This window comes from Stenotrophomonas sp. AGC87, from assembly GCF_057333975.1.
Window position 1 is genome coordinate 64,182 of record NZ_JBHFHW010000031.1, and the last position, 21,267, is coordinate 85,448.

At 65.7% G+C, this 21,267-nt stretch carries 19 protein-coding genes and 1 pseudogene; 6 read left to right on the forward strand and 14 right to left on the reverse strand.

Going from position 1 to position 21,267, the window contains the following annotated elements; all coding sequences use genetic code 11:
* Positions 1 to 78 precede the first annotated feature (78 nt).
* From lpdA to ACE026_RS12690, 7 genes are all read right to left on the reverse strand, one after another.
* Entirely contained in the window at positions 79 to 1,515 is a 1,437-nt protein-coding gene (lpdA, locus tag ACE026_RS12660; protein ID WP_121037968.1) for a dihydrolipoyl dehydrogenase, read from the reverse strand.
* Positions 1,516 to 1,576: 61 nt separating this feature from the next.
* Positions 1,577 to 2,779, reverse strand: a complete 1,203-nt coding sequence (gene sucB / locus ACE026_RS12665) for a dihydrolipoyllysine-residue succinyltransferase (RefSeq protein ID WP_121037965.1) — start codon at positions 2,777 to 2,779, stop codon at positions 1,577 to 1,579.
* Between the two features lie 43 nt (positions 2,780 to 2,822).
* Positions 2,823 to 5,654, reverse strand: coding sequence for a 2-oxoglutarate dehydrogenase E1 component (locus tag ACE026_RS12670; RefSeq protein ID WP_462092096.1), 2,832 nt, complete (start codon positions 5,652 to 5,654; stop codon positions 2,823 to 2,825).
* A 185-nt stretch (positions 5,655 to 5,839) separates the two neighbouring features.
* Positions 5,840 to 6,748, reverse strand: coding sequence for a GNAT family N-acetyltransferase (locus tag ACE026_RS12675; protein WP_486039269.1), 909 nt, complete (start codon positions 6,746 to 6,748; stop codon positions 5,840 to 5,842).
* A gap of 14 nt (positions 6,749 to 6,762) precedes the next feature.
* Positions 6,763 to 8,166 (reverse strand): ribosomal protein uL16 3-hydroxylase, encoded by a 1,404-nt coding sequence (locus ACE026_RS12680; protein WP_486039270.1) that lies wholly within the window; start codon positions 8,164 to 8,166, stop codon positions 6,763 to 6,765.
* Positions 8,167 to 8,229: 63 nt separating this feature from the next.
* Positions 8,230 to 9,597 carry an adenylosuccinate lyase gene (purB, locus tag ACE026_RS12685; protein WP_486039271.1) on the reverse strand — a complete coding sequence of 456 codons (1,368 nt, stop codon included), beginning with the start codon at positions 9,595 to 9,597 and terminating at the stop codon, positions 8,230 to 8,232.
* A 37-nt stretch (positions 9,598 to 9,634) separates the two neighbouring features.
* Entirely contained in the window at positions 9,635 to 10,957 is a 1,323-nt protein-coding gene (locus ACE026_RS12690) for a hemolysin family protein (protein WP_486039272.1), read from the reverse strand.
* Between the two features lie 295 nt (positions 10,958 to 11,252).
* Here ACE026_RS12690 and ACE026_RS12695 point away from each other — a divergent pair, with 295 nt between their 5' ends.
* Positions 11,253 to 12,665 (forward strand): class II fumarate hydratase, encoded by a 1,413-nt coding sequence (locus tag ACE026_RS12695; protein ID WP_486039273.1) that lies wholly within the window; start codon positions 11,253 to 11,255, stop codon positions 12,663 to 12,665.
* Positions 12,666 to 12,744: 79 nt separating this feature from the next.
* Here the strand turns inward: ACE026_RS12695 and ACE026_RS12700 are convergent, their stop codons facing one another.
* The 7 genes from ACE026_RS12700 to ACE026_RS12730 all read right to left on the reverse strand — a co-directional run bounded on the left by ACE026_RS12700 (position 12,745) and on the right by ACE026_RS12730 (position 17,331).
* Positions 12,745 to 13,170 carry a hypothetical protein gene (locus tag ACE026_RS12700; RefSeq protein WP_313212783.1) on the reverse strand — a complete coding sequence of 142 codons (426 nt, stop codon included), beginning with the start codon at positions 13,168 to 13,170 and terminating at the stop codon, positions 12,745 to 12,747.
* Between the two features lie 93 nt (positions 13,171 to 13,263).
* Positions 13,264 to 13,872, reverse strand: a complete 609-nt coding sequence (locus tag ACE026_RS12705) for a DUF2884 family protein (RefSeq protein WP_486039274.1) — start codon at positions 13,870 to 13,872, stop codon at positions 13,264 to 13,266.
* Positions 13,873 to 13,902: 30 nt separating this feature from the next.
* Positions 13,903 to 14,787 carry a DUF4097 family beta strand repeat-containing protein gene (locus tag ACE026_RS12710; protein ID WP_486039275.1) on the reverse strand — a complete coding sequence of 295 codons (885 nt, stop codon included), beginning with the start codon at positions 14,785 to 14,787 and terminating at the stop codon, positions 13,903 to 13,905.
* 27 nt (positions 14,788 to 14,814) lie between these two features.
* Complete coding sequence (locus tag ACE026_RS12715; protein WP_486039276.1) at positions 14,815 to 15,843, reverse strand: hypothetical protein; 1,029 nt, start codon at positions 15,841 to 15,843, stop codon at positions 14,815 to 14,817.
* Positions 15,840 to 16,715, reverse strand: a complete 876-nt coding sequence (locus ACE026_RS12720) for an ABC transporter ATP-binding protein (protein ID WP_121037935.1) — start codon at positions 16,713 to 16,715, stop codon at positions 15,840 to 15,842. The genes ACE026_RS12715 and ACE026_RS12720 overlap by 4 nt, the downstream gene beginning before the upstream one ends.
* A complete protein-coding gene (locus ACE026_RS12725) occupies positions 16,712 to 17,074 on the reverse strand; it encodes a GntR family transcriptional regulator (protein ID WP_019185943.1) in 363 nt (120 codons plus the stop codon). Before ACE026_RS12725 ends, ACE026_RS12720 begins: the two co-directional genes overlap by 4 nt.
* A gap of 2 nt (positions 17,075 to 17,076) precedes the next feature.
* Positions 17,077 to 17,331, reverse strand: coding sequence for a hypothetical protein (locus ACE026_RS12730; RefSeq protein WP_486039277.1), 255 nt, complete (start codon positions 17,329 to 17,331; stop codon positions 17,077 to 17,079).
* Between the two features lie 463 nt (positions 17,332 to 17,794).
* Here ACE026_RS12730 and ACE026_RS12735 point away from each other — a divergent pair, with 463 nt between their 5' ends.
* The 5 genes and pseudogenes from ACE026_RS12735 to ACE026_RS12755 all read left to right on the forward strand — a co-directional run.
* Positions 17,795 to 18,403, forward strand: a complete 609-nt coding sequence (locus ACE026_RS12735; protein WP_346494268.1) for a glutathione peroxidase — start codon at positions 17,795 to 17,797, stop codon at positions 18,401 to 18,403.
* An 84-nt stretch (positions 18,404 to 18,487) separates the two neighbouring features.
* Complete coding sequence (locus ACE026_RS12740; RefSeq protein ID WP_350463925.1) at positions 18,488 to 19,468, forward strand: FKBP-type peptidyl-prolyl cis-trans isomerase N-terminal domain-containing protein; 981 nt, start codon at positions 18,488 to 18,490, stop codon at positions 19,466 to 19,468.
* 22 nt (positions 19,469 to 19,490) lie between these two features.
* Positions 19,491 to 20,840, forward strand: coding sequence for a UDP-glucose dehydrogenase family protein (locus ACE026_RS12745; protein WP_486039278.1), 1,350 nt, complete (start codon positions 19,491 to 19,493; stop codon positions 20,838 to 20,840).
* Complete coding sequence (locus ACE026_RS12750; RefSeq protein WP_019185948.1) at positions 20,833 to 21,072, forward strand: SlyX family protein; 240 nt, start codon at positions 20,833 to 20,835, stop codon at positions 21,070 to 21,072. Before ACE026_RS12745 ends, ACE026_RS12750 begins: the two co-directional genes overlap by 8 nt.
* 9 nt (positions 21,073 to 21,081) lie before the next feature.
* Positions 21,082 to 21,267: pseudogene (locus tag ACE026_RS12755) on the forward strand (DUF2058 domain-containing protein); the annotation flags it as partial.

Consider the following 21,267-nt stretch of genomic DNA (forward strand, 5'->3'; position numbering starts at 1 on the left):
GCGGCAGCGGTCTACCTCACCGACCGCCCACAAAAAACCCCGCCGAAGCGGGGTTTTTCGTTACGCCACCAACACGGCTCAGTTGGCCTTGTGGATCGCGCGCTTGCTCACGGCCATGGCGGCGTCATGCACCACTTCCGACAGCGATGGATGCGCGTGGCAGATGCGCGCCAGATCGTCGGCCGAACCGCTGAACTCCATGGTCAGCACGCCTTCGTGCACCAGCTCGGACACATTCGCGCCAACCAGGTGCATGCCCAGGATGCGATCGGTCTCGGCATGCGCCAGGACCTTCACGAAGCCGGTCGGCTCGATCATCGCCACGGCCCGGCCGTTGGCGGCGAACGGGAAGCTGCCGGCCTTGTACGGGATGCCTTCGTCCTTGAGCTGCTGCTCGGTCTTGCCGACCCAGGCCAGCTCCGGCTCGGTGTAGATCACCCACGGGATGGTGTCGAAGTTGACGTGGCCCGGCAGGCCCGCGATCAGCTCGGCCACGGCGATGCCTTCCTCGAAGCCCTTGTGCGCCAGCATCGGGCCGCGCACGCAGTCACCGACCGCCCAGACGCCATTGACGCCGGTGTGGCAGTGCGCGTCCACTTCGATCTGGCCACGCTCGTTGATCTTGACGCCGGTGCCTTCGGCCAGCAGGCCCTTGGTGGCGGCGCGACGGCCAACGGCCACCAGCAGCTTGTCCACGATCAGGCTCTTCTCGCCTTCACCATCGGTGTAGGTCAGGGCGACTTCCTTCTTCTTGCCCTTGCCGGTCACCTCGGCCTTGGAGACCTTGGCGCCCAGGCGGATGTCCAGGCCCTGCTTCTTGAATTCCTTCAAGGCGGTCTTGGCCACTTCGGCATCGGCGGCCGCCAGGAAGTCCGGCAGGGCTTCCAGGATGGTCACTTCCGAACCCAGGCGCTTCCAGACGCTGCCCAGTTCCAGGCCGATCACGCCGGCACCGATCACGGCCAGGCGGGCGGGGACTTCGGTGAAGTCCAGGCCGCCGACGTTGTCGACGATGGTCTCGCCGTCGAACTTGGCGAACGGCAGTTCGATCGAATCCGAACCGGCGGCGATGATGACGTTGGTGCCCTTCAGCTCGACTTCCGAGCCGTCGTGCTGCTTCACCTTGACGATGTTGCCCGGCTGCAGCTCACCGAAACCGTAGTACGCGGTGACCTTGTTCGCCTTGAACAGCATGGCGATGCCGCCGGTGAACTGCTTGACGATCTTGTCCTTGCGGCCAACCATCGCCTCGACGTCCATCTTGGCATCCTTGAAGCTGATGCCGTGGTCGCCAAAGATGTGGCCCATGTTCCAGAACTGGCGCGAGGAATCCAGCAGCGCCTTGGACGGGATGCAGCCCACGCGCAGGCAGGTGCCGCCCAGGGCCGGCTTGCCGTCCTTGCCCAGCGCAGCGTCGATGCAGGCGGTCTTCAGACCCAGCTGCGCGGCGCGGATGGCGGCATGGTAGCCGGCCGGACCGGCACCGATGACGACGACGTCGAATTGTTCAGCCATTGAGATATTCCTTGTTTCTTTACCAGAACCCCTCCGCGCAGGCGCGGAGGGGTGGGAGGTCTTACAGGCCGAACAGCATGCGGCCCGGGTTTTCCAGCTGGTTCTTGATGTCCACCAGGAACTGGACCGAGTCCTTGCCATCGATGATGCGGTGATCGTAGGACAGCGCCAGATACATCATCGGCGCGATCACGACCTGGCCGTTCTGGGCGATCGGACGTTCCTTGATGGCGTGCATGCCCAGGATGGCGCTCTGCGGCGGGTTGATGATCGGGGTCGACAGCAGCGAGCCGAAGGTGCCGCCGTTGGTCACGGTGAAGGTGCCGCCCTGCAGTTCTTCCAGGCTCAGCTTGCCGTCACGGGCCTTCTTGGCATAGTCGGCGATGGTCTTTTCGATGTCGGCGAAGGACATGCGCTCGACGTTGCGCAGCACCGGGGTCACCAGACCCTTCTCGGTCGACACGGCGATCGAGATGTCCGAGTAGCCGTGATAGATGATGTCGTCACCATCGATCGAGGCATTGACCAGCGGGAAGCGCTGCAGCGCGTTGGCGGCGGCCTTCACGAAGAAGCTCATGAAGCCCAGCTTGATGCCGTGGGCCTTGACGAACTCGTCCTGCAGATCCTTGCGCGCGGCCGAGACCTTGGACAGGTCGACCTCGTTGAAGGTGGTCAGCATCGCGGTGCCGTTCTTGGACTGCATCAGGCGCTCGGCGATGCGCTTGCGGATGCGGGTCATCGGCACGCGTTCTTCCGGACGTGCGCCGCCGGACTTGCCGGCGCCACCGTTACGGGCGAAGTTGACGATGTCTTCCTTGGTCACTGCGCCACGACGGCCGGTGCCGTCCACGTCGGCCGGGTTCACGCCTTCAGTGATGGCGGTGAAGCGGGCGCCCGGGGGCAGGGAGTCGGCAGCGGACTTGGCGGCCGGTGCGGGCGCTGCGGCAGCGGCCGGAGCCGCCGCCTTGGCCGGTGCGGCCTCGGCCTTCTTCTCTTCCGCGGCCGGAGCCGGGGCATCGGCCACGGCGCCTTCTTCGATGATCGCCACGACCTGGCTGGAGGTCACGGTGGCGCCCACCTCGAACTTGATCTCCTTCAGCACGCCGTCGACCGGCGACGGCACTTCCAGGACGACCTTGTCGGTTTCCAGATCAAGCAGGTTTTCATCGCGCTTGACGGCATCGCCGACCTTCTTGTGCCAGGTGGCGATGGTGCCGTCGGCGACGGATTCGGGCAGTACCGGGGCTTTGACTTCGGTGGCCATGCGGGAGCTTCCTGGTTTGTCTTTTCTAGAATGAGGGGGAGAGTTATTCAGCGACCGAGTCGTTGAACGGGTTGACCAGGGCATCGGCGATCAGCTTCTGCTGTTCGATGATGTGGTCAGCCATGTGTCCAGCGGCCGGCGATGCCGAACGGGCGCGACCTGCGTAATGGATGCTCTGGCCATCGGCCAGGCACGCCTGCAGGTGGTGACGGATCTGGTACCAGGCACCCTGGTTCTGCGGTTCTTCCTGACACCACACCACATCGGCCGCCTTGCCGTACTTCTTCAGCTCTGCTGCCAGTGCCACGCGCGGGAACGGATACAGCTGCTCCACGCGGATGATGGCGACATCGTCCTGGCCACGCTTGGTCTGGTCTTCCAGCAGGTCGTAGTAGACCTTGCCCGAGCACAGCACCACGCGCTTGACCTTCTTGGCGTCTGCATTGGCATCGCCGATCAGGTGCTGGAACTCGCCGTTGGCCAGTTCGTCCAGGGTCGACACGGCCAGCTTGTGGCGCAGCAGCGACTTGGGCGACATCACGATCAGCGGCTTGCGGGTGGTCATGCGCATCTGGCGACGCAGCATGTGGTACGCCTGCGCCGGGGTCGACGGCACGCACACCAGCATGTTCTCCAGCGCGCACAGCTGCAGGAAACGCTCCAGACGCGCGGAGCTGTGCTCGGGGCCCTGGCCTTCGTAACCGTGCGGCAGCAGCAGGGTCAGGCCGGTGATGCGGCCCCACTTGGCTTCGCCGGCGGCGATGAACTGATCGATCACGACCTGGGCGCCGTTGGCGAAATCGCCGAACTGGCCTTCCCAGATGCACAGGGTGTTCGGATCGGTGGTGGAGAAGCCGTACTCATAGGCCATCACCGCTTCTTCGCTGAGCAGCGAATCGATGATGGTGGCCTGTTCCGGCGACTCGACCAGCTGGCGCAGCGGCAGGTAGTAGTTGTCGGTCTTCTGGTCGTGCAGGATCGCGTGGCGGTGCGTGAACGTACCGCGGCCCACGTCCTGGCCGACCAGGCGCAGGTTGTTGCCTTCGTCGAGGATGGTGGCGTAGGCCAGGTTCTCGGCAAAGCCCCAGTCGCCCGGGATCTCGCCGGCGGCCATCTTGCGGCGGTCGTCATAGACCTTGGCCACGCGCGAGTGCAGTTCCACGCCTTCGGGCACGGTGTTGATCATCTGCGCCAGCTGCTTGACCTTCTCCATGCCGACCGCGGTGGAAACCGCGTCGGAGAGCTTGCCGTTGAGCAGCTTGGGCCAATCCACGTACATCTTGCTGGTGGCCGGGGTCTTTTCGACCTGGGCCAGCTCGGTGGTGACTTCGCCGGCATCGAGCTTGTTGCGGTAGGCATCGACCAGCGCCTTGCCGCCACCGGCTTCGATCACGCCGGCAGCTTCCAGCGCCGCGGCGTACAGCTCGCGGGTGGTCTGGTGCTTGCGGATCACCTGGTACATCAGCGGCTGGGTGATCGCCGGTTCGTCGGCCTCGTTATGGCCCCAACGGCGGTAGCACATCAGATCGATGACCACGTCCTTGGCGAACTTCTGGCGGAACTCGAAGGCCAGCTGGGCAGCAAACACCACGGCTTCCGGATCGTCGCCGTTCACGTGCAGCACCGGGGCGGCGATCATCTTGGCCACGTCGGTGGCGTAGCGCGTGGAGCGCGTGTCCAGCGGGTTGGAGGTGGTGAAACCGACCTGGTTGTTGACCACGATGTGCACCGTGCCACCAACGGCGAAGCCGCGGGCCTGGGACATCTGGAACAGCTCCATCACCACGCCCTGGCCGGAGAAGGCCGCGTCGCCGTGGATGAGGATCGGCATCACCTGCTTGCGGGCGGTATCGCCACGACGTTCCTGGCGCGAGCGCACGCTGCCGGCCACGACGGGATCGGCGATTTCCAGGTGCGACGGGTTGAACGCCAGCGCCAGGTGGACGGCGCCGCCCGGGGTGGAGACGTCGGCCGAGAAGCCCATGTGGTACTTCACGTCGCCGGCGGAGGCGTGGTCATCGTGCTCGAACTTGCCTTCGAACTCGTCGAACAGCTTGCGCGGACTCTTGCCGAGGGTGTTGACCAGCACGTTCAGGCGGCCGCGGTGGGCCATGCCGATCACCACGTCCTTGACGCCATCCTTGCCGGCGTCACGGATGATGGTGTCCATCATCGGGATCAGCGCATCGCCGCCTTCCAGCGAGAAGCGCTTCTGGCCGACGTACTTGGTGTGCAGGTAGCGCTCCAGACCCTCGGCAGCCGTCAGGCGCTCCAGGGTGCGGCGCTGGGTATCGGCATCGAGGTTGTAGTTGCCACCGGCCAGTTCCAGGCGCTGGTACAGCCACTGGCGCTGCTCGACCTCGGAGATGTGCATGAATTCCGCACCGATCGAGCCGGTGTAGGTCTTCTTCAGGCGCTCCAGCAGGTCGCGCAGTTTCATGCGCGGCTGGCCGGCGACACCGCCGGTGCTGAACTCACTGCCCAGGTCGCTTTCCGACAGGCTGTGGAACGGCAGGCCCAGATCCGGCGGATTGGTCGGCGCGGTCAGGCTCAGCGGGTCCAGGCGGGCGGCCATGTGGCCACGCGAACGGTAGGCGGTGATCAGGCGGCCGACATTGCGCTCGCGCTCGTCGCCGGCACCGGCGGCAGTGCCGCTCTTGACGGCATTCTTGGCGGCGTCGGCAATGTGGGCGATGACGGCCGAATGCGGAATATCACCGGCTTCGCGGCCCTGGAAGCCGTCGAAGTAGGTCTTCCATTTGGGATCGACACTGTCCGGAGAAACGAGGTACTGCTCGTACAGATCCTCGATATAGGAGGCGTTGCCGCCGGCGAGCTGCGAAGATTGCGCAAACTGCTTCAGTTGATTGTCCACGATGGAGAGTCGGATTCGCTTGTGGGGTAAGGCTTCGATGATCCGGCAGGGAAAAGTGAATAGCCCTGCGCGGGCGGTATCTAACACCCCAAATTGTACCCCCATCGAGACAGGAAGGGGCACCGTACGGGCCAGTGCGGGGACCGCGGTGTCATTCCCAGACAGGTTCGGGAGCGTGGGGTGAGCTACAGGCCCAGTGCGCGCAGTTCGCTGCAATCACGCGAACGTTCCCATACGCGCTGCAAACCGTCCTGCAACGGTCGTGAACGTGCCGGCTGGGACAAGGCCGCCTCACCGTCGAAGCGGTGGCCACTCAGACGAAAGTAGTAGTCGCCGGCGTCATTGAGCAGACAGGCCGATGCCGTCGCGCGATCGATCGGATCGCTCACTTCGCGCACCCGGAAGACGCTCGGCAGGCGCTGCAGCAGGGTCAACAGGGGCGAGCCGGCCTGACGGATGGCGGCGCTGTCGTGGACGATCAGCCAGGCCTGTTTGCCGTGGCGGGCGGTGGCGTAGCGGCGCAGCGCCTCCAGCACCGGCGGTGCATCAAGCAGGCCGGGGTCGAGCTGGCGGCTGTGGATCCAGAGCTGGCGGCGGGCGCGGTGGACCAGCGCGGTGGTGATCGCCACGGCATCCTCGGCCCGGTCGATCGCAACCGCCCCGGACAGGGCCAGGCGCATGTGCTGGTGGGCGATGCCGGCCTCTTCGAACACCTCGCCCTCGGGCAGGAAGCCCTGCCGGGTGTAGAACACGCGGGCCGGCAGCTGCGCATGCAGCCCGACCTCGCGCCAGCCACGGGCCCGGGCCTGATCGATCAGGGCCTGCAGCAGGGCGTCGCCAACGCCTTTGCCACGCCATGCCGCAAGCACCGCCATCCGGCCGATCCGGCCATCCGGGGTGAGCCGGCCAGCACCGATCGGCGTGCCGTCGGTGTCCCGGGCCAGGACGTGCACGCTCAGGGGATCGAGCGCGTCGATCTCCAGTTCGGCCGGTACCTGCTGTTCCTCGACGAACACGGTGAACCGCACCCGGTGCAGCGCGGCGTGCTGCGCCGGGTAATCGACCACGTCAACCTGGAAACCGGAGGCGGCCATGGCGGGCGGGCGGTTCAGCCGCGCGGGGGCTCATCCTTGCCGTCGGTCTCGTCGCTGTCGTCGAAATCGACGATCACTTCGATGCCGTCGTCGTGGATGGTGACCTCGTGCACGTCGGCCTGGATGGCCTCGTCATCGATGACCTCGACCGCGTCGGTGCCGTCGACGATGTCGTACTCGGCGACGTAGTCGTCTTCGTCCTCGAACCCGGCATCGTCCACCAGCTGGTAGAAGCCGCCGGCGACCAGCGCCTGCACGGCATCACGGCCCTTGGCGGAGAGCTTCTGGTACAGCGCCGCGCCGATCTGTTCGGTGCCGGCCAGTACCTGGGCGTCCTTGACCGGCAGGGCGAAGTCCAGGCCGCTGCAGTACAGGCTGGCGCCACGCTTGGCACGGCGCCAGGCAAGCCGCGCCCACGGGTGGCGCTGCAGTTCCACGCCCGCGCCCAGCGCGGCTTCGATCTCTTCGCGTGGCAGCGGTTCGCCGTGCGCCATCACTTCCCCGGCGGCGCGGTAGGTGGTGATGAAGCGGCCGAACCAGTCGCCCAGCTTGTCCGGGTCGTTCATGCGGATCGCATTGAGCGCTTCGACCACGCGGTTCATCGAGACCACGTCGATCTCGTTCGGGTCCTCGGGCACCTTCAGGTCCGGATCCTGGTAACGGATGGACTCGTCGGCACCGTCGATCAGGGTATCGAGGTAGTCGCTGATCAGCTCGGCCGAGGCCGGGGCACGCATGCCGAAGGAGAAGGTCAGGCAGGGGTCTTCGGCGACGCCGTTGTGCGGCACGTTCGGCGGCAGGTACAGCATGTCGCCCGGGGCCAGCACCCAGTCGTGGGTCGGCTTGAAGCGGCGCAGCAGCTTGAGTTCGACGTCCTCGCGGAAGTCCAGCGGCGGGCGCTTGCCCTTGATGGATTCGCTGGCGTCGATCTGCCAGCGGCGATGGCCATGGGCCTGCAGCAGGAAGACATCGTATTGGTCCACATGGGCGCCGACCGAGCCGCCGGTGGCGGCGAAGCTGATCATCACGTCATCCATGCGCCAGCGCGGCAGGAAGTTGAAGTGGCTGATCAGGGCGCGCACGTCGGCGTCCCACTTGTCCACGTCCTGGACCAGCAGGGTCCAGTCGTGGTCGGGCATGCCGGGGAATTCTTCTTCCTGGAACGGGCCGGTGCGCACGCTCCAGCCATCGGTGGCGCGATCGTGCGTGATCAGGCGCGACAGGGCGCCTTCCTCGCAGGCCAGGCCGGCGAGGTCTTCGGGCTGGACCGGCGTTTCGAAATCGGGGAACGCGCCACGGATGAGCAGCGGGCGCTTCTGCCAGTAATCGCGCAGGAAGGTGGCAGCGGGCATGCCCAGCGGCAGGCCGGGGCGGGCCTGGATGTCGATGACGGGGGTTTTGATCTTGCGTGCGGCCATGGGGGAGGTCCTTGCAGCGTATAGACGGGTATTCGGGGGCGCGACGGTGCCGCGCCCATGCCTTCAGATCGCTTTGGCCAGGTCCGCCGCCAGGCCGATGTAGCCGCCCGGGGTCAGGGCGCGCAGGCTCTGCTTGGCGTCGGCCGGCAGCTCCAGGGATTCGACGAAGGCCTGCATCGACTCGGTGGTGATGCCCTGGCCGCGGGTGAGGGCCTTGAGCTGTTCGTAAGGGTTGGGCAGGCCGTGGCGGCGCATGACGGTCTGCACGGCTTCGGCCAGCACTTCCCACGCGGCGTCCAGGTCGGCGTTCAGACGTTCCGGGTTGACGGTCAGCTTGCCCAGGCCCTTGGCCAGCGAGTCCAGGGCGACCTGGGTGTGGCCGAAGGCGGTGCCGACCGCACGCAACACGGTGGAGTCGGTCAGGTCACGCTGCCAGCGGCTGATCGGCAGCTTGGCGCTGAAATGCTCGAACAGGGCGTTGGCGATGCCGAAGTTGCCTTCGGCGTTTTCGAAATCGATCGGGTTGACCTTGTGCGGCATGGTCGAGGAGCCGACTTCGCCTTCCTTGAGCTTCTGCTTGAAGTAGCCCAGCGAGATATAGCCCCAGACGTCGCGGGCCAGATCGATCAGGATGATGTTGGCGCGGCGCGCGGCATCGCCGATCTCGGCGACGTTGTCGTGCGGTTCGATCTGGGTGGTGTACGGGTTGAACACCAGGCCGAGGCTTTCCACGAAGCGCTGGGCGAAGGCCGGCCAGTCCACGTCGGGGTAGGCGATGACGTGGGCGTTGTAGTTGCCCACCGCGCCATTGATCTTGCCGGTCAGCTCCACTGCGGCGATCTGGCGGCGCTGGCGCTCCAGACGGGCCACAACGTTGGCTACTTCCTTGCCCAGGGTGGTCGGCGAGGCGGTCTGGCCGTGGGTACGCGACAGCATCGGCTGGGCAGCCTGGGCGTGGGCCAGAGCGCGCAGCACGCCGGCGATGTTGTCCAGCGACGGCAGCAGCACCTCGCGGCGGGCCTGCTCAAGCATCAGCCCGTAGCTGAGGTTGTTGATGTCTTCGCTGGTGCAGGCGAAATGCACGAACTCCAGCGCCGGGCCCAGCTCGGCATCGGCGGCGAGCTGCTCCTTGATGAAGTACTCCACGGCCTTGACGTCATGGTTGGTGGTCCGCTCGATTTCCTTCACCCGCGCGGCGTGGGCCGGGGCGAAGTCGTCGGCCAGGGCGCGCAGGCGTGCGGTGGCGGCAGCCGAGAACGGTGCCAGCTCGACGATGCCCGGCTCATTGGCCAGTGCCAGCAGCCATTCCACTTCCACCTTCACGCGGGCCTTGATCAGGCCGTATTCGGAGAAGATCGGGCGCAGGGCGTCGACCTTGCCGGCGTAGCGGCCATCGAGCGGGGACAGGGCGAGCAGGGCGAATTCGGACATGGCAGGGCGCAGATCGGTGGCAGCGGGGGCCGCCATTCTACGCTGCCCCGGCGTCCTCGGCCTGTGCCATGCGCACCGTCACCGCCTGGATCCGGTGCCCGGCCATGCGCTTGATCGTGAACAGGTGCCCGTCGATCTCCAGCTGCTCGCCCTCTTCGGGCAGGCGCTGGAGCTGGTGCACGATCAGCCCGCCGACCGAATTGAGATGGTCGGGCGCGCTCAGGTCATGCCCCAGCAGGCGCTCCAGCCGGAAGATCGAGGTCGAGCCGGCCACCAGCAGGGTGCCGTCCGCGCCTCGGGTCGGGGCGTCCTTGACGATATGCGGGTGCTCGTCCTCGATATCGCCGACCACCACTTCCAGCAGGTCCTCCAGGGTGAAGTAGCCCAGGATGCGGCCGTGCTCTTCCACGCACAGCGCCAGATGGGTGGTGCCGGTGCGGAAGCGCTCCAGCACCAGCGGCACCGGAGTCTCCAGCGCGATCAGGTTGGCCGGGCGCAGCAGCGGGCGCAGGTCGTCGGTCGGATGGCCGCGGGCGATTTCCACCAGCAGGTCCTTCATGTGCAGGATGCCCAGCACTTCCTCGCCATCGCGGTCGAACCAGGGGTAGCGGCTGTAGCGGCTCTCGGCGAACTCGGCCATGACGTCGGCCAGGCTCATCCCGTCGCGGAACGAGCGCATATGGTCGCGCGAGCGCATCAGATCGCCGGCCACCAGCTCGGGCAGTTCCAGCGCGTGGCTCATCAGCGTGAGGTCCTGGTCCGGCGCGGTGCCGGTGGGCTGCTGACGGCCCACGATGAGCTTGAGTTCCTCGCGCGAATAACGGTGCGAGGTGTGCTCCACATCCCCCCAGCCGGCCAAGCGCAGCAGCGCGTTGGCGCTGTTGTTGAGCAGCCAGATGGCCGGGTACATCGCCCAGTAGAACAGGTACAACGGTGCGGCTGTCCACAGCGACATCGCTTCCGGGCGGCGGATCGCCATCGATTTCGGGGCCAGTTCGCCGAGCACGATGTGCAGGAACGAGATGATGCTGAAGGCAATGATGAAAGCGGTCAGGCGCGAGGCTTCCGGGGTCAACCCCAGCGTATCGAACAGCGGCTGCAGCAGATGCGCGAACGCCGGTTCACCCACCCAGCCCAGGCCCAGCGAGGAGAGCGTGATGCCCAGCTGGCAGGCGGACAGATACGCATCCAGGTGCGCGTGCACGTTGAGCAGCAGGCGGCCGCGCCAGCCGTGTTTTTCCGCCAGGCCCACGGCCTGGGTGTGGCGCAGCTTGACCAGGGCGAACTCGGCGGCCACGAAGAAACCGTTGAGCACCACCAGCAGCAGCGCCAGCGCAAGGAGCAGGAGGTTGCCGATCATTCACGACCCCGCAGCACGGCTGCCAAGGCGAGAACGGCACTCGCGGTCGCCAGGGCGGCGAGGGCGGTCATCGGTGCGTGCGCGGCGGCACGCCCGGTACTACTGTCGGGATCGTCACCCATGGGGGCGGCAGGCTGTCTGAATGGAAGCGAATCCCGAGTCTAGCCGATCAATCACGTTATTGGGTTTCATCGGTGCTTGAGAGTATCGTGACCAGAGCCGCCAGCCAGGGAATCAGGCCCGTTGCCAGCCGCAGGTTCCCTTTCATCCACGAAAGATGTGCGGAGTTGAAGCAATGAGCAAGGGTTTCAGGATTGAACACGACAGCATGGGCGAGCTGCAGGTGCCCGCCGATGCATTGTGGGGCGCGCAGACCCAGCGCGCCGTCGATAATTTCCCGGTGTCGGGCCAACGTATGCCGCGTGGTTTCATCCGCGCGCTCGGCCTGGTCAAAGGCGCTGCAGCGAACGTCAATGTCGAGCTGGGTCATCTGCCGCGCAACATCGGCAAAGCCATCGAAGCCGCTGCAGCGGACGTTGCCGACGGCCGCCACGACGCGCACTTCCCGATCGATGTGTACCAGACCGGTTCGGGTACCTCCTCGAACATGAATGCCAACGAGGTCATCGCCACGCTCGCCAACCGTGCGGGCAAGGCCGGCAAGACTGCGGTGCATCCCAACGATCACGTCAACCAGGGGCAGAGCTCCAACGATGTGATTCCCACCGCGCTGCGTGTCTCCGCGCTGCTGGGCGTGCATGAGCAGCTGCTGCCTTCGCTGGTGCACCTGCGCAAGACCATCGACAAGCGCGGCCGTGCACTGCGCAAGGTGGTCAAGACCGGTCGCACCCATCTGATGGACGCGATGCCGCTGACCTTCGAACAGGAATTCGGTGCGTGGTCGGCGCAGTTGTCGTCGGCCCAGGATCGCATCGAGGACAGCCTCAAGCGGCTTCGCCGGCTGCCGCTGGGCGGCACTGCGATTGGCACCGGCATCAACGCTGATCCGCGGTTCGGCACGCTGGTGGCCAAGCAGCTCAAGCAGCAGACCGGCATCAAGTTCGACAGCGCGGAAAACAAGTTCGAAGGCCTGGCCGCACAGGACGATGCGGTTGAACTGTCCGGCCAGCTCAATGCGTTGGCGGTGGCTCTGATCAAGATCGCCAACGACCTGCGCTGGATGAATGCCGGGCCGCTGGCCGGGCTGGGCGAGATCGAACTGCCGGCGCTGCAGCCGGGCAGCTCGATCATGCCGGGCAAGGTCAACCCGGTGATTCCCGAAGCCACCGTGATGGTCTGCGCCCAGGTGATCGGCCACCACACCGCGATCACCGTGGCCGGCCAGACCGGCAACTTCCAGTTGAACGTGACGCTGCCGTTGATCGCGGCCAACCTGCTCGATGGCATCAACCTGCTGGCCAACATCACGCGTCTGCTCGCCGATACCGCGATCGCCGGGCTGAAGGTGCGCGAGGATCGCGTCCGCGAGGCGCTGGATCGCAACCCGATCCTGGTGACCGCCTTGAACCCGATCATCGGCTACGAGAAGGCGGCGGCGATCGCCAAGCGCGCCTACAAGGAGCAGCGCCCGGTGCTGGACGTGGCCAAGGAAGACAGTGGCCTGTCCGAAGCCGAACTGCGCAAGCTGCTGGATCCGGCGGCACTGACTGCCGGTGGCATCCATGGCGGTGGTGGTGGAGGCGGTTGATCGCTCGCGGTTCCTGATATGAAAAACGGGCCGAAAGGCCCGTTTTTTTGGTGCGGAGCCGGCCAGCGGCCGGCACTACCTAGTGGCGAGCGGCCTGCAGGTTGCCGAACGTCTCGGTGTAGTCCTTGAATTCCGGAATCTTCGTGATCAGATCCGGCGGGATCGGCTGCATGCCGTCCGGCACCTGGATCTTCACCGAGCGCTTGGCCGGGTCCGGCGGGGCGTCGGTCAGGGTGTTCTGGCGCAGCACCTGCAGCTGGCCGAACATGCCCTGCAGCATCGCCTGCTGCTCCTCGTTGAGCGGAATTTCGATCTCATCGATCTTCATGTGCCCGTTGGGCAGGATGATGATGTTCGGCGCAGGCGCGCGGCGCACGGTGACCATGCCGTCGCTGACGGTGATCTTGGGCTTGCTGCGCTCGGCGCGGTGATTGCGGTACTCCTGGTCGCAACCGGTGGCGACCAGGCAGAACAGGGCGAACAGCAACAGACTCAGCTTCTTCATGAGCAGGCAACGCATGCGGCGGGAAGGGGGATTGTAGTCCTCCGGCGCCGGGAAGGGCCTGCCTGCGACGCATCGTCGCAGGCAGTGCCGGGATTACTTGCCGCAGTCGTCGATGTCGCTCTGGTCCATCGTTGCGTAGGGCTGGAAGGCCGGCAGCGCAGCGGCCAGCGCCTGCTGCTTCACCATCATGCCGGGTAGCAGCCCGCACAGCTTCTTGGCCTGGTCTTCGATTTTCCTGGCCTCTTCATTCACGCGCGCCTCGATGCCCTGGGTGTCGCCGGAGAACATGCCTTTGATCGCTTCGCCGGCCGCCTTCACACCCAGATTGGCACCGGCCACGCCGATCTCCATGCCGGCACTGGCCAGCTGCTCGACCTGCTTGCGGTAGTCCAGCAGCAGCGCACGCTGGTGGGCGTCTACGGGCACAGCCTTGCCATCGATGAGCAGGTCGCCCTGGGGGCTGATCTCGGCCTTCGGGGATTTACCGTTGGAGATGGAGATGTTGCGCTGGGTGATTTCCCTGCGGGCCTTGTCGGTGGCCTCCTGAACAGTCTTGCCCACACCATCGGCTTCCAGCGCGCTGGTCGCCGGGGCGGCGGCGCTCTGGTCGGTGGGCGCCTTGCCCTTGCCACTGTCCGGGGCGGTACAGGCAGCGATGGGCAGGCACAACAGCAGGGCAGGCAGCAGCAGTCGAGTCGTCATGATGCGTATCCGTCAGAGGGGAAGAGAGGCTTACTTGCCGCGCGGCAGTTCAACCCGGCCGCGCACGTTGCTGTGGCGGATATCGCCGCTGCCGCTGTTGGCCACGCGCAGGTCGCCGCCGACATCGCGCGCGGTGACATCGCCCGACCCATGACGGTCCACGGTAACGCTGCCGCCGATATCGCGCAGGTCGGTGTCGCCGGAGCCGACGGTGCCGACGTGCACGTTGCCCTTGGCTTTGCGCACGTCGGTATCACCGGAGCCGACTACGCCGATCTCGACATTGCCGCCCACGGTATCGAGCTCGAAGTCGCCCGAGCCGATCGTACCGACCTTGGCGTCCCCGCGGATATTGCGGGCCTTGAAATCACCGGAACCGACCGAAAGCAGGTTCAGCGCACCGGCACCGTCGAGGATGACATCGCCCGAGCCGACCGCTGCGGTCACCAGGCCTTTGATCTCCTGAAGCTTGATGTCGCCCGAGCCGACATCGGCGCTCAGCGAATGCGCACCGGTGACGCTGGCATCGCCCGAGCCGACCTTGAGCTGGACCAGGATGGTGTCCGGCACGGTGCCGCGCATGTCCAGGTAGGCATAGCTGCTGCCGCTGATGGTGAGCGTGTTGCGGGCGTCGCGCTGCAGGCGGACGACCAGCTTGTCGCCCACTTTCTGCTGGGTCACGGTCAGTTCGCGCAACCAGTCCGCATTGGAGGCGCAGGCGCGCCCCCCCAGCTGGGCTGCACCCGGGCCGGCCTGCAGGACCAGGTCGTGCTGGTTCACTTCGAACACCACCGCCTTGGCACCGGCCAGGTCGAGCTTGAGGTCACGGGCTTCATTGAACTTGCACTGCGGTTCATCGGCGAGCGCGGTCAGCGGCAGCAACAACAGGGAGGCAACAGCGAGCGTGCGGATCATGGGTGGCTCCTCAGTGAAGGGCGGGGATCAGATTTCGCCGGCGCGGCGGCGCAGGCGGATGGCCAGGAACAGGAACACCACGCCGACGGCGGCACCGATCCAAAGTTCCGGCATCGCGAAGGCAGCCAGCTGATGGCTCGGGCCCAGTTCGTTGACCAGGTTGTCCATGTTGCCGTTGCCGCTGAACATCGACTCGCCGCGGTAGAACTGGTCGGTGGCCGGCACCGCGCTGAGCAGCAGGCGGCCGACGATGTGCTTCCAGAACCAGCCACCGGTCAGGTCGAACAGGGTCATCACCTTGGTGGTGCTGACAATGATGCCGGCGAACAGCGGCAGCATGACGGCCCACAGGAACGGCTTGGTTTTGGCCCAGGCCGAGCACAGCAGCAGCCAGCCGACGGTCGGCAGGGCCCAGAGCAGGTAGACCGGAATCCAGGACAGATGGCCGGCGATGATGGTCAGCGGGCTGGCCGGTCCCCAGATCAGCAGCATCGGGTCGCCGCCGTGGGCGATCACCACGATGGAGATCATCACCAGGAAGCCGAACATGGTCAGGGCCGAGGCGATCACCGCGATGATCGGCGCGATCAACAACGCGCTCAGCGCCTTGGACAGGACCGTGGACGTATCCGACAGCGGCAGCGACTTCCAGAACAGGATGCTGCGGTCGCGACGGTCGTCGTACAGGGCGCCCAGGCAGTAGAAGAACACCACGAAGGCGAGCACGATCAATGGCCAGCCGGAGCTGAGGATCAGCGTCAGGTTCAGGCCGTTGCCGAGATCGTGCAGGTTCTTGGCATCGAGCTGGTTGGTCAGCAGGCTCAGATCCAGGCCATTGATGTTGACGCTCTCGTTGGCGAGGTGGAAGTCGCCGCTCTTCACTGCGCGGTGCATGGCCACCAGGCCGAACACGATGCCGAGCAGGCTCATCACCAGCGAGATGCCACCGGCGATCACCGGCGCATACAGGAAGCCGCCGCGGTTTTCCCAGTACTCACGCTTGAGCAGCCATTTGAACGCGCTGGCTTTGCTGATGGGGTGGTTGACGGTGTTCATGCGTAGGTTCCCTTCATGATGGCCACGAACAGATCCGCCAGCCCCGGGCTGCGGATTTCGCCCAGGGGCGTGAGCTGGGCGCGTGGCACCCCGTCGAACAGCAGCACGGTCTTGCCGAAGGGCAGGGCGCGTTCATCGATCGGCTTGAGCGCGCGTGCGGCCTCCACGGCGTCGGCCGAGACCAGCACTTCGGTATAGCGCTCGCCGATGTCTTCCATATCGGTGGTGAGCACGATGCGGCCATCACGGATGAACATCACATCGGTGAGGATGTGCTCGATCTCTTCCACCTGGTGGGTGGTGACGATGATGGTCTTCTGCTCATCGAAGTAGTCCTCCAGCAGCCGCTGGTAGAACTCCTTGCGGTACAGGATGTCCAGGCCCAGGGTGGGCTCGTCCAGCACCAGCACCTTGGCATCGATGGCCATCACCAGGGCCAGATGCAGCTGCACGATCATGCCCTTGGACAGTTCGCGCACGCGCTGCTTGGGATGCAGTTTGGTGGAGGCCAGGAAGCGCTCGCAGCGCGCCCGGTCGAAACGCGGATGGGTGCCGGCGACGAAATCGATCGCCTCGCGCACCTTCATCCAGCGCGGCAGCACCGCCACGTCGGCGATGAAGCACACATCGTTCATCAGGGCGTTGCGCTGCTCGGTCGGGTCCAGCCCGAGCACGCGCAGCTCGCCTTCCACCGAGGTCAGGCCGAGCAGCGCCTTGAGCAGGGTGGTTTTGCCGGCGCCGTTGGGGCCGATCAGGCCGGTGATGCGGCCGGGTGCGATCGTGAAACTGGTGTTGTCCAGCGCCACGGTCTGTTTATAGGCCTTGCGCAGGCCTCGAGCGGAAATGACGACATCACTTGCAACGGCATTCATGAGGATTTCCCCTGGGGCAGCAATTCGTCGAGGTTCAGGCCCAGGCGCTGGATGCGCTCCAGGACCAGCGGCCATTCTTCATTGAGGAACCGGTCGCGCTCGCTGCTGCGCAGCTGCGTGGCCGCTTCTTCGGTCATGAACATGCCCAGGCCGCGGCGCTTTTCGACCAGGCCTTCATCAGCCAGTTCCTGGTAGGCGCGCGATACGGTGATGGGGTTGAGCTGGTACTCGGCGGCAACCTGCCGGACCGAAGGCAGGGCGTCGCCAGGCTTGATGATGCCGTCAAGCATCATGGCGATCACGCGCTCTTTCAGCTGGCGGTAGATCGGAGCACCATCGCTCCATTGAATATCGCTCATGGTCAGCTCCGTGGGTTCAGCGACTGCGCGAATGAGAAGTAAGGCATGGACAGGGAGCTGTGCAGCCGGCGGGGGGGCGTGAGGGCGCCGTTGGCGGTCCCTGCCTCGATGACGCCTGCGTCCTGCGGGCCTTCAAACACATTGGCGCTGGCAGGGCTGCCAGCGTCACCGGAGGGGATGCCGAACCAGCCGAGCAGGAGCAACGCCGAGGCGGCGGTGACGGCTTTGGCGGCGTGGCGGTGGCGCATGCGGTTCATGGGCTTCCCCTGTCTAGGTGACTGGTGTTGTATGCAACTATAACACCGGCACGCCGAAGATCAACAGGGGGCGATACCCAACTGATGGCAGGGGCCGCATGATCGCGCTTGAAATATACCAAGGCATTGAATCTAAAGAATATTTTATCAGTTCGCGGCGTCGACCTGCGCCAGCGCACATTCATTGATGTCAATGGTATGGCAAGCCACAAGCGCATTCAGACACTGATATGCGGATGCCGGCCACCGCGGCTGACACCGCCAGAAGCGGCAAAGCAGCCCCCTGAATGGGATGGACCCGCGCCGTGCACGTGGCGCCGACCGCTTTGCTGGTGTATGCCCAAAACCAGCGGACCGGCGGCGTCCGACGGCAAAAACACCGGTGATATAGTGCCCGCCGCAGCCTTGGCAGCCCTTGCCTGGCCCGTTCATCCCCTTGTTGTCCCCACTTTGGAGTGTCGCGATGCACCACGTGTCTCTGCTGTCGTCTGTCCGTCGCGACCGCGCTCCGCGCCGGGCGCGTTGGTCCTTGCTGTTGCTGGCGGCCGGCCTGCTGGTGGGCGCGTCGGCCCAGGCGGCCGATCTGCTGGATGTGAGCTACCGCCCGCTGGCCGGGAAGGGCGAGGTCAACCTGGCCAAGCAGTACGGCGGCAAAGTGCTGCTGGTGGTCAACACCGCCAGCAAGTGCGGTTTCACCCCGCAGTACGAAGGTCTGGAGGCACTGCAGCGCAAGTACGCCGCGCGTGGTTTCTCGGTGCTTGGCTTCCCCTCCAACGACTTCAAGGGTCAGGAGCCGGGCGACGAGACCCAGATCCAGGAGTTCTGCACGCTGACCTACGGCGTGAAGTTCCCGATGTTCCAGAAGGTGGTGGTGACCGGGCCGGACGCGACGCCGCTGTATCGCAGTCTTGCCACTGCCACGGGCGTGTCCCCGGGCTGGAACTTCCACAAGTATCTGATCGGCCGCGACGGCCGGGTGGTGGCGCAGTTCCCGAGCAAGGTCACGCCGGACGATCCGAAGCTGGTGGCGGCGATCGAACGTGAACTCTCTGTCACCGCAAACAAGCGCTGACGATATCGACATCTCGGACGCGCGTGCGACAATGGTTGCTTTCGCGCCGACGTCGGCGTCCAGTCACTTCCAGGAATGCAGCGAATGAAGATGGGAATGCGCGGCGCCGCGGCGTCGGTTCTGATTCTGGCGATGGGTGCCACCGGTACCGCGATGTCGCAACAACCAGCCGCCCGCGCGGCTGTCAAGGAGACCTCCACTTTGAACACCCAACGGGAAAAGCTCGGCTACGCCATCGGTATCGATGTGGCCAATTCGTTCGGTCCGATCTCCAGCGAGATCGACCTGGCCGCCCTGCGCCGCGGTGTGACCAATGCCTTTGAAGGCAAGCAGCCGCTGATCAGCCAGGAAGAGGCGCAGAAGACCGATGCCGCCCTGCGCCAGGCCGTGATGGCCAAGAGCGGCCAGCCGGTTCCGGGCGTTGCGCCGGGTACCGCGCCGCCGAAGGTGGACCGTGAAAAGGTCGGCCTGATGCTGGGCGGCTTCGCCGTGGGCCCGTCGCTGGCACCGCTGAAGGACGATCTGGACCTGGACGCGCTGTTCGATGCGGTCAGCACCACCTTCAACAATGGCACCCCGAAGATGACCGCCGAGCAGGCCAAGGCCACGCTGGAAGGCTTCATGAAGGGCAAGCAGGCTGAAATGGAAGCCAAGTCCGCCGCCCAGGCCGGTACCAACCGCGTGGATGGCAACAACTTCCTGGCCAAGAACAAGACCGCGCCGGGCGTGGTGACCACCGCCTCGGGTCTGCAGTACCAGGTGCTGCGCCCGGGTTCGGGTGAGCGCCCGATGCCGACCAGCAAGGTGCGCGTGAACTACGAAGGCAAGCTGCTCGACGGCACCGTCTTCGACAGCAGCTACCAGCGTGGCCAGCCGATCGAGTTCGGTCTGGACCAGGTGATCAAGGGCTGGTCCGAAGGTGTTTCGCTGATGCCGACCGGCTCGAAGTACCGCTTCTGGATTCCGGGCGAGCTGGCCTATGGCGAGCAGGGCACCCCGGGTGGCCCGATCGGTCCGAACGCGACGCTGACGTTCGACGTCGAGCTGCTGAACGTTCTGCCGTAACGGATCTGGAGCACCACCGCCCATGCGCGTTGCGATTTTCGGTACCGGCTACGTCGGTCTTGTCACAGGTACCTGCCTGGCCGAGGTTGGCCACCAGGTGATCTGTGTCGATATCGACCAGGCCAAGGTCGACGGCCTCAACAACGGGATCATCCCGATCTATGAGCCCGGCCTGGAACCGATGGTCAAGGCCAACCACGATGCGTCGCGGTTGACCTTCACCTCCGACGCCGCCGCCGCGATCGCGCATGGCCAGGTGATCTTCATTGCCGTGGGCACGCCACCGGACGAGGACGGCAGTGCCGACCTTCAGTACGTGCTGGCCGTGGCCCGCACCATCGGCCGGCACATCACCGTGCCGGTGGTGGTGGTGAACAAATCGACCGTGCCGGTTGGCACGGCCGACAAAGTCCGTGAGGCCATCGCGCAGGCGCTGGCCGAGCGCGGCGTGGAGATCGCGTTCGACGTGGTCTCCAACCCCGAATTCCTCAAGGAAGGTGACGCGGTCGCCGACTGCATGCGGCCGGACCGCATCGTGGTGGGCGCGTCCAATCCCGAATCGGTCGCGCTGATGCGCCGCCTGTATGCGCCGTTCAATCGCAATCACGACCGCGTGGTGGAGATGGACGTGCGCTCGGCGGAGCTGACCAAGTACGCGGCCAACGCGATGCTGGCGACCAAGATTTCGTTCATGAACGAAATCGCCAACATCGCCGAGAAGGTTGGTGCCGACATCGAGCAGGTCCGTCAGGGCATCGGCTCGGATCCGCGCATCGGCTGGCACTTCATCTATCCCGGTGCCGGCTACGGTGGCTCGTGCTTCCCCAAGGATGTGCAGGCCCTGGCCCGGACCGCGCAACAGTACGGCCATGAGCCGAAGCTGTTGAACGCGGTGGAAGCCGTCAACGAGCACCAGAAGGGCCATCTGTACGCCCTGATCCAGCGCCATTACGATCGTGGCGAGGACGAAGGCGTGCGCGGCAAGACCTTCGCCGTGTGGGGCCTGGCGTTCAAGCCCAACACCGATGACATGCGGGAAGCCTCCAGCCGCCGCCTGCTGGCGCAGCTGTGGGAGGCGGGTGCGCACGTGCGCGCCTATGATCCGGAAGCGACCGAAGAAGCGCGCCGCATTTTCGGCGAGCGCGATGATCTGGTGTTCTGCGACAACGCTTACGACGCCCTCGAGGGCGCCGATGCGCTGGTCGTGGTGACCGAATGGAAGCAGTTCCGCAGCCCGGATTTCGTCCGCCTGCGCGAGATGCTCAACGATGCGGTCGTGTTCGACGGCCGCAATCTGTACGACCCGCAGGACATCGAAGCCGCGGGCCTGGCTTATTACGGCATTGGCCGGGGACGTTCGTTGAATGCATGAGTCCACACCCTCCGAGCGCGAACAGGCACTGGAAGCACGCCTGATCGAGCTGGAAATGCGCGTCTCCTTCCAGGAGCAGGCGTTGGCCGAACTGAGCGAGGCCCTGGCCGATGCGCGCATGGAAGGCAACCGCAATGCCGACCTGACCCGCATCCTGCTCGAAGACCTCGGCAAGGTCCGCACCGCGTTGTATTCCGATTCGGCCGAAGAGCCGCCGCCTCCGCATTACTGATCTGACGTCATGAGCGATACTCTCCGCGACCAGCTGCTGGGCCTTGGCTTCAAAGCCGCGCCCAAACCCGAACGAACCAACGACCGCAAGCCGGATCGTCGAGCCGACGCGCGCCGTGACGGCCGCCCGGCCGGCAAGCCGCAGGGCACACGCCCGGCCGGCAAGCCCGGCGAGGGCCAGCGCGCCGCCCGCGAC